Below are 14,816 nucleotides of genomic sequence, written 5' to 3'. Positions count from 1 at the left end.
CCGCCGGCGCCCAGTGTGTCGCGATGTGGCGCGTTCGTGGACAGGATGTCTCAACAGCGGACAACAATGGAGGCATGACCCAGCCGACGTCCTACGGCGGGCGCCCGCAGACGCCCGCTCCGGGCGTCGAGGCGCCCGAGAAGCGGGTCGCGCGGTTCCGGCCCCATGCGCGGCGCCTGGTGTGGTCTGCTCTCGTGCTGATCGCGGTCGCGGCCGCGTGCGGCTACCTGCTGGGAAACCTGTCCGAGCCGTACGAGGACTGGATGCTGCTGGCCGCGGCCGGGGCGGTGGTGCTGCTGCTGGTGGTGCTGCCGTATCTGTCCTGGCTCGCCCACGTCTACACGATCACGACGCAGCGCGTCATCGAGCGCCGCGGGCTGTTCGCGCCGCGCGTGCGCGAGCTCGCCCACGTCCGCGGCTACACGGTGCAGCTGCGCCGAAGCATCCTCCAGCGGATGTGGGGCGCGGGGACGCTGACGCTGTCGGGCGGCGTCGAGGAGCCGATGCGGCTCGCGGACGTCCCCAGCGCCGTCCTCGTCCAGGAGGTGCTGGTCGACCAGATCGAGGTCAACCAGATCCTCGCGCACCGCGACGCCCAGCCCCTGCCGACCGGCCCCACCGTCACCTGACGGCGACGGGCCCCCGGGTGGGCCCGTCGTGAGGAAAGATGGAGGGGACGGAAGGAGCGGCATGGCGCTGCGTGTCGGAGTCGTCGGCGGAGGGCAGCTGGCCCGGATGATGATCGCGCCGGCGGTCGAAATGGGGGTCGAGCTGAGCGTGCTCGCCGAGGCCGAAGGGATGTCGGCGGCCCTGGCGGCCACCGCGGTGGGCGACTATCGCGACGCCGCGACGGTGCTCGCGTTCGCCCGCGGCGTCGACGTGCTGACCTTCGACCACGAGCACGTGCCGCAGGACGTGCTCGCCGCCGTGGCCGAGGCCGGCATTCCGGTGCACCCGGGCGGTCCGGCGCTGCGGTTCGCACAGGACAAGATCGAGATGCGCGAGCGCCTCGAGGATCTCGGGATGCCCCAGCCGGAGTGGGCCGCGGTGTCGGGTCCGGCCGAGCTCCAGGACTTCCTGGACGCGCACGGCGGCCGTGCCGTCGTGAAGACCCCGCGCGGCGGATACGACGGCAAGGGCGTGCGCGTCGTGTCGGCGGCGACCGAGGCCGACGACTGGTTCGCAGCGCTCGCCGAGGACGCCCGCGGCGGCTCGCTCCTGGTCGAGGAGCTCGTCGACTTCACGCGCGAGCTCGCACAGCAGGTCGCGCGCCGCCCGTCCGGCGAGATGGCGGTGTACCCCGTCGTGCAGACGCTGCAGCGCGACGGCGTGTGCGCCGAGGTCGTCGCGCCCGCGCCCCACGCGGGCGGACGGCTCGCCGACGTCGCCGCGAAGGTCGGCACCGCGATCGCCGAGGGGCTCGGAGTCACCGGCATGCTGGCGGTGGAGCTGTTCGAGACCACCGACGACCGCATCCTGGTCAACGAGCTCGCGATGCGCCCGCACAACAGCGGGCACTGGACGCAGGACGGCGCCGTCACCGACCAGTTCGAGCAGCACCTGCGCGCGGTGCTCGACCTGCCGCTGGGCGACCCGTCGCCGCGGCATCCGTGGTCGGTCATGGTGAACATCCTCGGCGGCCCGCAGTCGGAGGGGCTGACCGACCGCTTCGGCGTCGCGATGGCCGAGCATCCGGCGGCCAAGATCCACACCTACGGCAAGGCGCCGCGCCCGGGCCGCAAGGTCGGTCACGTCAACTGCTCCGGCGAGGACCTCGATGACGTGGCCTACCAGGCCCGCGCCGCGGCCGCGTTCTTCGACGACTGACGCTTGTTCCCTCCGCTCTGTTCCCCCCGGCTCTCTTGACGTCACGGCGCGGTAGCAGCTTCTCCGCCCGCATGCCGGTGCGATGGCGCCGTGACGGTCATTCTGCAGGGGGAGCAGGGCGGGAATGGGGAGGGGCGGATGCGTGCCGCTGCGGGCAACTTGGCGCAGGGCGATCTAGCCTGGACAGGTGACCACGCCGCTGCATTCCTCCGAGGCGCCGCTGGTCGGCGTCGTCATGGGCTCCGACTCGGACTGGCGCGTCATGAGCGACGCGTCGCAGATCCTCACCGACCTCGGCGTCCCGCACGAGGTCGAGGTGGTGTCGGCCCACCGCACGCCCGACAAGCTCATGCGCTACGCCCGTGAGGCGCGGGGCCGCGGCCTGCGCGTCATCGTCGCCGGCGCGGGGGGCGCCGCGCACCTCCCCGGCATGCTGGCGTCGATGACGGCGCTGCCGGTGGTGGGGGTCCCGGTGCAGCTGGCGACGCTCGACGGCATGGACTCGCTGCTGAGCATCGTGCAGATGCCTGCCGGCATCCCCGTCGCGACGGTCTCGATCAACGGCGCCAAGAACGCCGGCCTCCTCGCCGCGCGGATCATCGGCGCCGCCGACGCCGTGCTCGGCGACCGCATCGAGGAGTACGCCCGCGACCTCGAGGCGCAGGTGGAGGAGAAGAACCGGCGGCTCAAGGAGTCGCTGTGAGCATCGCCCCGCCGCGTCGGCAGGCGCCGCCTGCGCCCGGGCCCGCCCGCAGCCTGGTCGAAGAGCGTCCGCTGCGCCATCCCGACACCGGCTCGCGCGCCATGATGACCCGCCGGGGCTGGTGGCTCGTGGCGCTGGGCTTCCTGATCCCGGGTTCGGCCCAGGCACTGGCCGGCAACCGCCGCCTCGGCCGCATCGGACTGGGCGCGACACTGGGCCTGTGGACGGCGGCCCTCCTCGCCGTGCTCGTGTACGCGCTGTGGCGCACCGTCGCGATCGCGATCGCGACGAACTGGTTCGTCCTCACCGCGGCGCAGATCGTGCTCATCGCCTACGCGGTGCTGTGGGTGGTGCTCGCCGTGGACACGCTGCGCCTGGTCCGCCTGGTGCGCACCGGCCCGGTCGCGCGGTTCGGCATCGCGCTGCTGGCCGTGGTGCTGATGGTCGTGTCGGGCGGTTCGGCGGCGTACGCGGCCCTCTACGCCGGCATCACGCGCGACACGCTGGGCGCGATCTTCGGCGCGAGCGGCCCGAGCGTTCCGCCGTCGGACGGCTACTACAACATCCTGCTGCTCGGCGCCGACAGCGGTGAGGGCCGCGACTCGATGCGCTTCGACAGCATCTCGGTGGTGTCGGTCAACGCCGACACCGGTGCGACGACGATCACCGGCATCCCGCGCGACATGCCCCACTTCCCGTTCGCGGACGGGCCCATGAAGGAGCTGTACCCCGACGTGCACCAGGGCGTCGCCGACCCGAACTGCGGCTGGACCAGCGGCATCAACCAGCTGCGCACCGAGGTCGAGGTCTGCCGCGACGGCGACGCGCTGTACCCCGACGCGCGCGCGAACGGATCAACGCCCGGCGTCGAGGCCACGAAGGATGCCGCCGAGGGGATCCTCGGCATCGAGATCCCCTACTACGTGTTCATCGACATGAACGGATTCGCATCGCTCATCGACGCCCTCGGCGGCGTCGACATCACCGTCGAGGAGCGCCTGCCCAAGGGCGGCGGGCCGACGTACGAGGGCCAGCCCGCTGAGGAGTGGGCCTTCGGCTGGATCGAGCCGGGGCCGCAGCACATGGACGGCGACACCGCGCAGTGGTACGCGCGCTCGAGGTACACCACGAGCGACTTCGACCGCATGAAGCGTCAGCGCCAGCTGCAGGAGGCGATCCTCGCGCAGTTCACGCCGCAGACGGTCCTGACCCGGTTCCAGGAGATCGCCGCCGCCGGCACCGACCTGGTCGAGACCGACCTGCCCCAGTCGCTCATCCCGGCGCTCGCCGACCTGGCGCTCCAGGCGAGGGAGCAGGAGGTCACGACGATCGAGCTCACTCCGGAGGGCGGCATCGACGAGGCCGAGCCCGATTACGCCTACATCCGCGAGCTGGTGCAGCAGACGCTGCATCCGCCGGCCCCGACCGAAGAGCCATGACGGCGATCCTGCGGGTCATGCTCGACCAGGTCACCGCGCCGACCGACGCCGACCTCGCCACCGGGGCGAGGGACCTCGCCCGGGCGCTCATCGCCACCGCGCCGGAGGGCTGCGCCGTCGAGGGCATCGCCCCCGCCGGAGGCGCCGGCGACAAGGCCGCGCTCCCGGGCCTCGTGGACCTCCGCCGCACGGCCCTGGCCCGTCGCGAGCTGGCCGCCGCTCTGCAGATGGGCGTGACCTCGGGCATCGGCGGCGGGATGATCCATGCTCCGACGCTGCTGGCGCCGCTGGTCCGCCACGATCGCGTCCACGACCACGACCAGACGGTCGTGACGGTGTGGGACATGCGCCCCTGGGAGACGCCCGCCGAGCTGCCGAAGTCCGTCGTGGCCTGGCATCGGGCGATGCTCAAGCGCGCGGCGCGGCACGCCGACGCGATCGTCGTCCCGACCCACGCGATCGGGGAGCGTCTGTCGGGCGTGGCCAGACTCGGCAGCCGCGTGCGCGTCATCGCGGGCGCCCCGGCGATCGACCTCGCGGTGCCGCGCGACGAGGTCGGACGGCGCCGCTCGCTGGGACTTCCCGAGGGGTTCGTGCTGCTGTCAGGCACCCCGGCGCCCTCGGATGCGCTGTCGGTAGGGTTCCGCGCGGTCGCCGCTTCCGGCGTGGACGTGCCCCTCGTGGTCGTCGACGTGCCCGAGGGGCTCGAGCCGGCGGTGGCGGAGATCGCCGCGGCGGCCGGCATCCCCGAGCGCCGACTGCACGTGCGCGGCGCGCTCGAGACCTTAGACCGCGGCGCCGTCTACGGCGCGGCGCTGGCGCTGCTGGCGCCCTCGCGGCGAGCCGCGTTCCCGTGGCGCGTGATCGACGCCCTCGCGCTCGGCGTCCCGGTGATCGCGTCGGCCTCGGCCGTCCACCGCGACGTCGTCGTCGACGGCGGCATGCTCGTCGACGCCGCGGACGACGCCGCGCTCGCCGAGGGCATGGGGGAGGGCCTCGCCCAGGCGCTTTCGACCACGCGGGCGGCCGAGCGCTGGGCCGTGCTCGCCGCCGACCGCGGGCGCGCCTTCTCGTGGCACGGCGCGGCGGAGCGGGTGTGGCAGCTGCACGCGGACCTGTGAGCGGGGCGCCGCGGAGCCGCGGCCGTGGGGAATTCGGTGCGCAAGAGTGGTGAACTTCCGTAACATCCGCCACACTGTTCACATGAATCTCGTCCGGACGGTGCTCTGAGGCGCGCATGCGTCGCGTTCTCCCGGTCATCACGAGCGCCCTCGCGCTCGTCGTCTCGCTTCTGGTCGCGTCGCCGGCCGGGGCGTTGACGGGCCCCTCCGGAGGCGGGATCACCGCCGCGAAGGCCGTCGTCAAGACCGCGGACCTGTCGGCGTTCTCTGCTGGGAACATCGTCAGCGACGCGGTCTTCTTCGACTCCGGCACGATGACCGAGGCGCAGATCCAGGCCTTCCTCGAAGAGAGGGTGCCGAACTGCGTGTCCGGCTACACGTGTCTGAAGGACTGGTACGACACTTCGCGCAGCACCACCGCCGACGCGATGTGCGGGGCGTACTCCGGCGGGGTGCGCGAGCGCGCCTCGCGCATCATCTACAAGGTCGCGCGGGCGTGCGGCATCAACCCGCAGGTGATCCTCGTCACGCTCCAGAAGGAGCAGGGTCTCGTCACGCACGTGTGGCCGAGCGACTGGCGCTACACGATCGCGATGGGGCAGGGCTGCCCCGACACCTCTGCCTGCGACGAGCGCTACTACGGATTCTTCAATCAGGTCTACGGCGCCGCGTGGCAGTTCAAGAGGTACGCGAACCCGCCGGGAACCAGCCAGTACTTCACGTGGTACGCGCCCGGCAACACGTGGAACATCCTCTACAACCCCGACCGCTCGTGCGGGTCGTCTCCCGTCGCGGTGAAGAACCAGGCGACGGCGAACCTGTACTACTACACGCCCTACCAGCCCAACAGCGCGGCGCTGCGGGCGGGCTACGGCACCGGCGACGGGTGCTCGGCGTACGGCAACCGCAACTTCTTCAACTACTTCACCGATTGGTTCGGGTCCACGCAGGTGGCGGTCAGCGGAGCGGTGGCGGCGGCGTGGGAAGCTGCCGGCGGCGCGAGCGGGGAGTTGGGGTATCCGACATCGGTGTTGCGGTGTGGCCTGGTCGATGGTGGGTGCTATCAGAACTTCCAGGGTGGGTCGATTCATCTGACGCCGTCGGGTCAGGCGTTTGCGACGTCGGGTGCGGTGCGTTCGGCGTGGCGTGAGCAGGGCTGGGAGAACGGGGAGCTTGGGTATCCGTCGGGGGTGTTGCGGTGTGGCCTGGTCGATGGTGGGTGCTATCAGAACTTCCAGGGTGGGTCGATTCATCTGACGCCGTCGGGTCAGGCGTTTGCGACGTCGGGTGCGGTGCGTTCGGCGTGGCGTGAGCAGGGCTGGGAGAACGGGGAGCTTGGGTATCCGTCGGGGGTGTTGCGGTGTGGCCTGGTCGATGGTGGGTGCTATCAGAACTTCCAGGGTGGGTCGATTCATCTGACGCCGTCGGGTCAGGCGTTTGCGACGTCGGGTGCGGTGCGTTCGGCGTGGCGTGAGCAGGGCTGGGAGAACGGGGAGCTTGGGTATCCGTCGGGGGTGTTGCGGTGTGGCCTGGTCGATGGTGGGTGCTATCAGAACTTCCAGGGTGGGTCGATTCATCTGACGCCGTCGGGTCAGGCGTTTGCGACGTCGGGTGCGGTGCGTTCGGCGTGGCGTGAGCAGGGCTGGGAGAACGGGGAGCTTGGGTATCCGTCGGGGGTGTTGCGGTGTGGCCTGGTCGATGGTGGGTGCTATCAGAACTTCCAGGGTGGGTCGATTCATCTGACGCCGTCGGGTCAGGCGTTTGCGACGTCGGGTGCGGTGCGTTCGGCGTGGCGTGAGCAGGGCTGGGAGAACGGGGAGCTTGGGTATCCGTCGGGGGTGTTGCGGTGTGGCCTGGTCGATGGTGGGTGCTATCAGAACTTCCAGGGTGGGTCGATCCACTGGACCGCGGCCACGGGTGCGTGGGCGACCTTCGGACCGATCCGCGAGTACTGGCGCGCGCAGGGCTGGGAGAACGGCGAGATGGGCTACCCCACGGGTCCGGTGACGTCCACGGACAGTGGTGCGTGGCAGGAGTTCGAGGGAGGGACGGCAACGTGGGACTCGTCGTCGGGAGGAGTGTCGTTCGCCCCGTGAGCCGCACGCCCGGCGTTGCGCCGATCCAGCCGCCGCGCCCGAAGTTTCGGTGTCGTCGCCCGTGGCCGAGGCGTCCGGCCCGCCGATGATGCAGGGCTGACGTCCTCCGGTGCCGGCGGCTGAAAGGCCCAGAGGCAGCAGGGGCTACCCGTTCAGCGGTCCCACGCTCTCGGCGTCACCGGCAGCTGCTTCCGGAGGCGTGACGTCGCGCGCACGTCGGCGCGCGGTGACGGCGATGGCCCATGCGAGGGGGAGAGCGGCGAAGAAGGGCAGCGCATAGCGCATGCTTCCCGAGACCGGGCCCGCGAGCACCGTGAGCAGGAGCATCGCCGGGGCGACGAACCAGACGAGTGTCCGGACATCCCGCTTTCGGATGACGCCGATCGCCGCCACGACCCACAGCCATGTCACCAGGCCGGGAGCGAGTGCGATGCCGAGGATCGGAGTCTGCCGCAGAGTTTCTCCGAGCAGCTCATGGCGTTCGATCGCGCCGCGCACCCCGACGTCGACGGGCCCATAGGGAATGTCGAGGTGGATGCCGCGAACGTCATTCCTGGATGCGATCGTGAGTCCGTGTCCGTACCACGGCTGAGCGCTGGGGGACCAGTAGCCGACGGTGTTGGCGAGAGTCGCGGTCACCGCGGACAGCGGGTACTCGCGCATCAGGCGCAGCCAGTTCGACAGCACATCCGTCGTGCTGTGGGCCTCCCACCATCGGCTCGCCTCGTCCTTGATCGGATCGGAGATCCCCGGCCGGTACTGCTCGCCGATGTCGGCAAGTGTCCAGTTCGGGAACAGCTCGCCGATGAACGCGCGGTCTTCGGCGCTGAGAGAATCGGGGTGATCTTGGGCGATCCGAGCGATCTGCTGAAGCGGGACGGACCACGTCTCGGTCGACCGCGTCGGCAGGGCGTCGACCGCCCACATGAGCGGTCCGGCGTACAGCCCGAAGGCGACTGCGCAGACGGCGACAGCGCCGAGCAGGTGCCTCCACTGGCGTCGGAGCACGATGGCGAGGGCGACGAACGACGCGACGAGGACGATGATCCCGTTGTTGCGCAGTGCGAACATCGCAACACCTGAGGCGGCGAGGCCGATCCACGGCCACAGGCGATTGCCTGCGTCGCGGGACCGGCCGAGGATCAGTTCCCCGAAGCAGGTCAGAAACACCACGAAGGCCGTGGTGAACGGGACGTCCTTGACGACGGTCACCGAGAAGACCCCGAACGTCGGGAGGAGGGCCACCCAGCCCGCCATCACCGCCCAGAGGCGCCCGGGAACGCCCCATGCCGCCACTCGCGTGAGCATGAAGGCGAACGCCGCAGAGTTCGTGGCGAGCTGCACGATCGCGCCGATCGCGACACCCCCGCTGTCCCCCCACCCGAGGCTGTTCGCGAGCCCGTTCGCGCCCACGATGAGGAATGAGTGCCCGATGGGGTCGAGCTGCTCCCAGACCCCCGTCTCTGCGTAGGAGAAAGGCCGGAGGGAATCGAACGGCATGATCCCCGGCCACCACAGGATGAGATATGGAACACGAGCGAGCACGATGGCGGCGAACACCCACGCGAAAGCCCCGATACGACCCTCGCGGAGCCGCAGGAAGAACCGATCGATCGACCCCTGCGTGGACGGCTCCGACGGGGAGTCGGGAGCAGGCGAGGCAGGCGCACGCTGCTCGATGAGCCGTAGTGCGAGCGCGATCAGCCACGTTGCTGCGGTCGCCGTGCCGATGAACTGTGCAGCGGACCACAGTAGCTCGGCAGGCGGCTGACTGGGGGAGAAGAGCGCCAAGTCGGCTTGCGACCGCATCAGCGAGATGCCTGCGACGTGGGAAAGCCCCAGCGTCATGCCCAGCGGAATCGCCCACGCCCATATTGCGCGTGGGGTGGACCACAGAGCGAGCTTGCCCAAGAGCGCGACGCCGACGAAAGCCGCACCCGCCACGACCGCAGATGAGTCGACGCGCTCGAAGATCGAACCGGGTGACGTGCCGGTCGCCAGAGCCAGGACGACGAACCATGCTCCCACCGCAGCGATGACCCACTGCGCGATTCCGGAGGTCCACGAGGTGCGCGCGTCGCCCTCGCCGGCGGTGTGGCCGGTCTGAGGGGAACGGTGCGTCTCGCGGTCCACCGAGTGCGGGCCGACGTGTTCTCCGGGGCTCGGCGAAGCAGCGCTCACCATCAGCTCGGCGCGCTGAGTGCGAGGTACATGAGCCGGCTCATCTCGCGGCGTGCGCGCAGCACGCCGTCGAGCACGAGCCCGATGACGATCGACAGGGCTCCGAACACGCCGATTCCTGTCGCGAGCACGGTGGTCGGCACGCGGGGGACGAGGCCCGTTTCGATGAACTCGGTCACGATGGGGATCCCGAAGAGCACCGCGATGACCAGCAGCAGCGATCCGATGAGTCCGTAGAACAGCAGCGGCCTCTCATGGCGCACGAGCTGCACGACGAGACCCAGGATGCGCAGGCCATCGTGATAGGTGCGCAGCTTGCTCTCGCTGCCCGCGGGTCGGTCCTTGAAGCCGACGGCGACCTCCGTCTGGGGAGCGCGAATGCTCATGACGTGGACCGTGAGCTCGGTCTCGACCTCGAAACCACGTGAGCCCGCCGGAAAGCTCTTGACGAAGCGCCGCGACATCACACGGTAGCCGCTGAGCATGTCGCTCACGGGCGCACCGAAGACGTTGCCCACGAGCCAGTTGAACCCGCGGTTGCCCAGTTCGTGCCCGGGGCGGTAAGCGGTGGAGGTCATCTGGCGACGCACGCCGAGCACATGGTCGTACGGGCCGTCCAGAAGCGTCTGGATCATCTCCGGCAGAGCGGCGGCGTCATATGTGTCATCGCCGTCGATCATGACGTAGATGTCGGCTTCGACGTCGGCGAATGCGCGCCGGATCACGTTCCCCTTGCCCCGTGCATCCTCCGTGCGCACTATTGCGCCTGCGGCCTCGGCGACATCCCGTGTCGCGTCGGTGCTGTTGTTGTCGTAGACGTAGACCACGATCTCCGGCACGGCGTTCTTCAGATCCGCCACCACGGAAGCCACGGAGGACTCTTCGTTGAAGCATGGCACGATCGCGGCGATGACGGGTGACAGAGACAAATGCAGGCCTTCTCGCGCTCAACAGATCCCGGGGCCCCGCGACAATCCGGGCGGCGGCCGCCGACTAAACTAGCACGGTACGTTCGGCGGGCCGGAAGGAGGGCGATGCCCCAGGAGTCGCTCGGTCGCCGCACCAAGGAGGTGGCGGCGTTCCTCGTTGTCGGTCTTGTCGCCTTCTTCGTGGACGCAGCGGTGTACAACATCCTCGTGTTCTGGGTCACGGGTCAAGGTGTCCTGTACGACTACCCATTGACCGCGAAGATCATCTCCATCGCTGTCGCGTCGGTGGCCACGTACATCGGGAACCGGTTCTGGACCTTCGGGTCGCGCCATCTGCCGCATCGCTGGTCTCGCTACGTCCTGTTCGTGGTGTTCAACGTGACCGCCATCCTCCTTCAGCTGGGATGTCTGGCGTTCTCGCGCTACGTGCTGGGTCTCGAGGGCCCTGTGCCCGACAACATCTCCGGGACCTTCATCGGCCAGATCGTCGCGACGGTGTTCCGGTTCGCGACCTACGACCGATTCGTCTTCCGCCCCGAACCCGAACCGGCGCAGGCTGAGCCCGCATAGCGCACGATCGGTGAAGCGGCCGGATCGCCGCCGCACCGCTCGCTCGCGGTGCGGGCTCGACTGCACGCGAGCCCGGTACCCCGCTGCTACGTGCGCTGCCAGAGCACTTCGACCCCTCCCGGGGTTGATCGGATGAATGTGCTCGGGGCATCGGCCAGCAGCGACGTCGTGGCCGCGAACGACCCGACCGATCCGATGACGACCGGGCACAGCGACATCAGGTACGAGTCCCAGATCGAGTCGTAGTTGCTGTTTCCCGCGACGAATACGACGTCTCCGCTGATCTTGTCGAGACCGAACTCCGAGGTGTTGTTTGCGACATGAGCCAGGTCGTCGGAGAACACGGCCACGTTCACGGATTCACTCGTCCCATCCTCATCGGCTTCACGGAGGATCGTGTCGATGGCTGTCGCGTAGTGGCCGGAGGTCCCGTGCCACCCGTCCACGTCGAAGTGGTCATGGAGGAAATCTCCGCGCCGGACGTGTAGCGCGATGTACCGGCTGCTCTGCAGTCGCTCCGCCATCGCCGCAACGCCGGCCGGTGGTGTCTCATGCTCGAGTAGTGTGTCGAAACGGAAGACCGATCGGATCTTGTCTGCGCTCGGCTCATCGATCGGCATGCGATCCTGCGTGGTGAAGATCGTGACCGCGCCTGGCGGCCGCTCGACGAGGTCGTGGAAAGACTCCAGGTCGGAGTAGACATGGAGCGCGAATTCGACAGGCTGTTCGCGCAGACGGCGGGAGTTCGGATCGTCGCGGGCGACGAAGACGGCGTCACGCAGACCGAGTGAGTGCCACGCTCGGGACTGGCTGTAGACCCACGGGAGGTAGGGACGACTGTCCACCTCCGCGCGGAACCGTTCGGTCAAGGACAGTGAGATCCGGCGCGTGATCCGTCGGTCGCCGACCTCCGGTGCGAGGCGATCCGCCTCGAAGCCGTTGTGCGCACGCCACCACGTGTACCGGAAGTCGTCGTAGTAAGCCTGCGCGCCGATGGGCGCGCAGGCTGTCTCGTAGAGGGCGACGTGCGTGATCTGATCCATCAGTCCGCCCCCGACGGTGCCGATGCGCGACTGGGGGTCGAAGAGGAAGCGAAGGTCGGTGCGGGCCGTGACATCCTGCACCCGGTCGGGTTCGGAGGCCGCGCGTCTTCCCACGGCGAACGTCACGTTCTCTTCCTGCAGGATCGTGCGCCATGGAAGCCAGGCGCAGCTGTCCGCCAGCTCAGCGGCACCCGAGACCTCGACGCACACCGCAGCGGTCACCCCACGTCGACCGCGCTCGAGGTAGTACGGCCAAGACCGCAGAACGCCCGGCAGCTCCCGCAGAGAAACGGGAGAATGCGATGCGGCGAGATCGCGCGCGTCCTGCTCGGTCGGCTCCTCTGAACGCAGCACGCGCACGGCACCGTCCGACAGCAGCCGGAGGGTGACTTCGGGGCGGCATGCCAGTGCAATCTGCGGGCGCAACGACCGAGGCCGCGGATCGGCTCCGCCCAGCTGCAGTCGCAAGGCGCCGGCGGATTCGCTCCACTGCGCGCGAGTGCGCTGCACAGCCGGAGACCTCGGGTCTCGGACAGCACGCCTGACGAGCCGCGCGAGCGTCCGGGGGGAGATTTCACCGGCTTGCGCGAGGTAGGCGAGGGCCACGGCATCGTGCGGCGTCGCAGGGTTCGTGCGCAGCCGTGTTCCGATGCGGCGGACCGGCATCGGAACACCGTCGCGTACGGCGTCGGCGATGAGATCGGCGGCGGAGGGTTCCGTTCGCGGTGGCGGGAGATCCCGGGCGGGCGCCTGACCGGCTGGATCCTCGATGATGCGGATGAGGTCGTCTTCGATCGGACGTCGCGCCGCCACGCCGAAGGACTGCCAGGCCGGCCCGGTCGGGAAGACGGTCGTGGCCGCGTCGGACACGCGGCAGCCGACGTGCGAGGCGAACAGATGGTCCAACTCGTCGAGCAGGCGCGCCTCTCTCCACCGGCCTGTCGCGAGACCGATCGTCCCGTCGTCCGCGACGGAGAACCGCGGCACATGGGAGCGCACCAGAACGATCCGGTCCTGGCCGAACTGCTCCACGCACGCGTCCGCAAATGCGAGGTATGCCGCCCGCAGCTCGGGATCGAGTCCCGTCTCGGTCACGCTCACCGAGCGAGTCCTGGCTTCGGCCTCATCGTCGTTCCACAGCATGTCCATCAGGTCGGTCTTCTCGCCCGGGATCAGCGTGTACAGCTGGTCGCCGTGGCGGCGCAACCGCAGGAGCGCCGGGGTGTTGTCGACGACCATGACGTCCGCTCCGCTGTCGGCCAGGGTCTGCGACAGCGACTTGCGCACGTCGAGAGCCGCCCGGGGGCTCGTGCGAGCCGAAGTCGCAAGCGGCGCGAGCGTGGGATCGGCCGCACCGAGCGCGGTGAACGGCGAGATGCCGTCGATGGGCCGCAGCCCCTTGTAGCCCTCGCGTGTGAGGAAGTCCGTCTTGCCCGCGAACTGTCTTCCGAAGGGGAGGATCACCGTTCCTCGCGTCATGAGTCCGTCTCCTTCAGATGCCGACCGAGGCGCTCGGTCATCGGCGTGGGCGTGAATCCGGCGGCGATGATCTTCGTCAGGTCGAGCGTGCTCCGCGCGGGCCGCGGGGCGACCGGCCCGATCGCCCCTGAGGCGTACTCCGCGGTGCTGATCCCGACCACGCGCGCGGGGTCGTGCCCGCTGAGGCGGAAGACCTCACGGGCGACCTGTGCCCACGTGAGCGGATCTCCCGTGCTCGTGAGGTTGTAGGTGCCGTACGGGGCGCCGGTCTCGAGGAGGTGGCGCACGCCGCGGGCGAGGTCATCCGTGAACGACAGGCGCCCGGTCTGGTCGTCGACGACCCGCGGACTCGCACCGCGATCCGCGAGCGCCGCCATCGTGCGCACGAAGTTCCGGCCGTCGCCGATCACCCACGAGGTGCGCACGATGTAGTGCCGCGGGACCGTCGCGACCACGGCGTCCCCGGCGGCCTTGGTCTGGCCGTAGGCCCCGAGCGGGCACACGGGGTCGCCTTCGAGATACGCGGTCGACTTCGTCCCGTCGAAGACGTAGTCGCTGGAGACGTGCACGAGGGTGATGCCGTGCTCGGCGGCGATGCGCGCGAGTGCGGTCACTGCGGTGACATTGACGGCCCATGCGGCCGCGCGGCCCTCGGGGGTCTCGGCGTCGTCGACGGCCGTGTGAGCGGCGGCGTTGATGATGGTGCCGTAGTCGCGCCACCGCCGGGCGCCGGCGAGGTCGCCCGCGGCGAGATCGATGCTCTCTCGCGACGCGTACTCGATCCCCGGACGGTCGCCGTACTCCGCCCGCAGGGCCCGACCCAGTTGGCCGCCCGCTCCCAGCACCAGGAGCTTGCGGGGGCGCATTGGGACGACGTCGGCGAGCCGCGGATGGGCGAGGTCCTTCGCCGAGATCTGGACCTGTTCGAGCGGGATCGGCCACGGGATCGCGGCCGTCTCGTCGGCCAGGTTCAGGAATGTGTACTCGGCATCCGCCGACCAGTGGTCGTTGACGAGATAGGTGTAGGCCGTGTCGGGCTCGAGCGTCTGGTACGCGTTCCCGACGCCGCGCGGCACGAAGATCGCGCGCGACGGGTCGAGTTCCGCCGTGAAGACCGCGCCGAAGGTGGGGCCCTCCCGCAGATCGACCCACGCGCCGAAGATGCGTCCTGTGGCCACGGACACCCACTTGTCCCAGGGCTCCGCGTGGATGCCGCGCGTGGTCCCCAAGGCGTCGTTGAACGAGATGTTGTTCTGCACCGGCCCGAAGTCGGGCAGGCCCGCCGCCGTCATCTTCTCGCGCTGCCAGTTCTCCTTGAACCAGCCGCGGGAATCGCCGTGCACGGGCAGGTCCCACAGGACGAGGCCCGGGATGGGCGTCGTGCGGGGCGCGAGGGATCTGCGGAACATCGCGTCGGCGTCGGACACG

The 14,816-nt window shown here is 69.8% G+C and carries 11 protein-coding genes; 7 read left to right on the top strand and 4 right to left on the bottom strand.

What is annotated here, in order from left to right; translation table 11 throughout:
* Positions 1 to 74: 74 nt before the first annotated feature.
* From P0L94_09080 to P0L94_09055, 6 genes are all read left to right on the top strand, one after another.
* Complete coding sequence (locus P0L94_09080) at positions 75 to 629, top strand: PH domain-containing protein (protein ID WES66216.1); 555 nt, start codon at positions 75 to 77, stop codon at positions 627 to 629.
* Positions 630 to 690: 61 nt separating this feature from the next.
* Positions 691 to 1,827 (top strand): 5-(carboxyamino)imidazole ribonucleotide synthase, encoded by a 1,137-nt coding sequence (locus tag P0L94_09075; protein ID WES66215.1) that lies wholly within the window; start codon positions 691 to 693, stop codon positions 1,825 to 1,827.
* Between the two features lie 235 nt (positions 1,828 to 2,062).
* Complete coding sequence (gene purE, locus P0L94_09070) at positions 2,063 to 2,530, top strand: 5-(carboxyamino)imidazole ribonucleotide mutase (protein WES66308.1); 468 nt, start codon at positions 2,063 to 2,065, stop codon at positions 2,528 to 2,530.
* Positions 2,527 to 3,969 carry an LCP family protein gene (locus P0L94_09065; GenBank protein ID WES66214.1) on the top strand — a complete coding sequence of 481 codons (1,443 nt, stop codon included), beginning with the start codon at positions 2,527 to 2,529 and terminating at the stop codon, positions 3,967 to 3,969. Before purE ends, P0L94_09065 begins: the two co-directional genes overlap by 4 nt.
* Positions 3,966 to 5,090, top strand: coding sequence for a glycosyltransferase (locus P0L94_09060; protein WES66213.1), 1,125 nt, complete (start codon positions 3,966 to 3,968; stop codon positions 5,088 to 5,090). The genes P0L94_09065 and P0L94_09060 overlap by 4 nt, the downstream gene beginning before the upstream one ends.
* A gap of 116 nt (positions 5,091 to 5,206) precedes the next feature.
* On the top strand, positions 5,207 to 7,186 hold the full coding sequence (locus tag P0L94_09055; protein ID WES66212.1) for a hypothetical protein: 1,980 nt from the start codon (positions 5,207 to 5,209) through the stop codon (positions 7,184 to 7,186).
* Positions 7,187 to 7,330: 144 nt separating this feature from the next.
* Here P0L94_09055 and P0L94_09050 read toward each other — a convergent pair whose 3' ends face one another.
* A complete protein-coding gene (locus tag P0L94_09050; protein ID WES66211.1) occupies positions 7,331 to 9,367 on the bottom strand; it encodes a DUF6020 family protein in 2,037 nt (678 codons plus the stop codon).
* 2 nt (positions 9,368 to 9,369) lie between these two features.
* Positions 9,370 to 10,266, bottom strand: coding sequence for a glycosyltransferase (locus P0L94_09045; GenBank protein ID WES66307.1), 897 nt, complete (start codon positions 10,264 to 10,266; stop codon positions 9,370 to 9,372).
* 135 nt (positions 10,267 to 10,401) lie between these two features.
* On the opposite strand from P0L94_09045, the gene P0L94_09040 reads away from it, so the two are divergent.
* A complete protein-coding gene (locus tag P0L94_09040; GenBank protein WES66210.1) occupies positions 10,402 to 10,866 on the top strand; it encodes a GtrA family protein in 465 nt (154 codons plus the stop codon).
* Positions 10,867 to 10,952: 86 nt separating this feature from the next.
* Here the strand turns inward: P0L94_09040 and P0L94_09035 are convergent, their stop codons facing one another.
* Both P0L94_09035 and P0L94_09030 read right to left on the bottom strand, forming a co-directional pair.
* Positions 10,953 to 13,388 (bottom strand): alpha-1,2-fucosyltransferase, encoded by a 2,436-nt coding sequence (locus P0L94_09035; protein ID WES66209.1) that lies wholly within the window; start codon positions 13,386 to 13,388, stop codon positions 10,953 to 10,955.
* Positions 13,385 to 14,815, bottom strand: coding sequence for a bifunctional dTDP-4-dehydrorhamnose 3,5-epimerase family protein/NAD(P)-dependent oxidoreductase (locus P0L94_09030; protein WES66208.1), 1,431 nt, complete (start codon positions 14,813 to 14,815; stop codon positions 13,385 to 13,387). Before P0L94_09030 ends, P0L94_09035 begins: the two co-directional genes overlap by 4 nt.
* Position 14,816: the final 1 nt, after the last annotated feature.

The organism is Microbacter sp. GSS18 (genome assembly GCA_029319145.1).
Classification (GTDB): Bacteria; Actinomycetota; Actinomycetes; order Actinomycetales; family Microbacteriaceae; genus Microbacterium.
The sequence above is the reverse complement of the archived record's forward strand: the minus strand, read 5'-3'. Positions and strand labels throughout refer to the sequence as shown.

Excerpts from the sequence above, each read along its gene's own strand:
- P0L94_09075 (WES66215.1), top strand. The coding sequence starts at position 691 with ATGGCGCTGCGTGTCGGAGTCGTCGGCGGAGGGCAGCTGGCCCGGATG.
- P0L94_09040 (WES66210.1), top strand. The coding sequence starts at position 10,402 with ATGCCCCAGGAGTCGCTCGGTCGCCGCACCAAGGAGGTGGCGGCGTTC.
- P0L94_09055 (WES66212.1), top strand. The coding sequence starts at position 5,207 with ATGCGTCGCGTTCTCCCGGTCATCACGAGCGCCCTCGCGCTCGTCGTC.
- P0L94_09035 (WES66209.1), bottom strand. The coding sequence starts at position 13,388 with ATGACGCGAGGAACGGTGATCCTCCCCTTCGGAAGACAGTTCGCGGGC.
- P0L94_09080 (WES66216.1), top strand. The coding sequence starts at position 75 with ATGACCCAGCCGACGTCCTACGGCGGGCGCCCGCAGACGCCCGCTCCG.
- purE (WES66308.1), top strand. The coding sequence starts at position 2,063 with ATGGGCTCCGACTCGGACTGGCGCGTCATGAGCGACGCGTCGCAGATC.
- P0L94_09060 (WES66213.1), top strand. The coding sequence starts at position 3,966 with ATGACGGCGATCCTGCGGGTCATGCTCGACCAGGTCACCGCGCCGACC.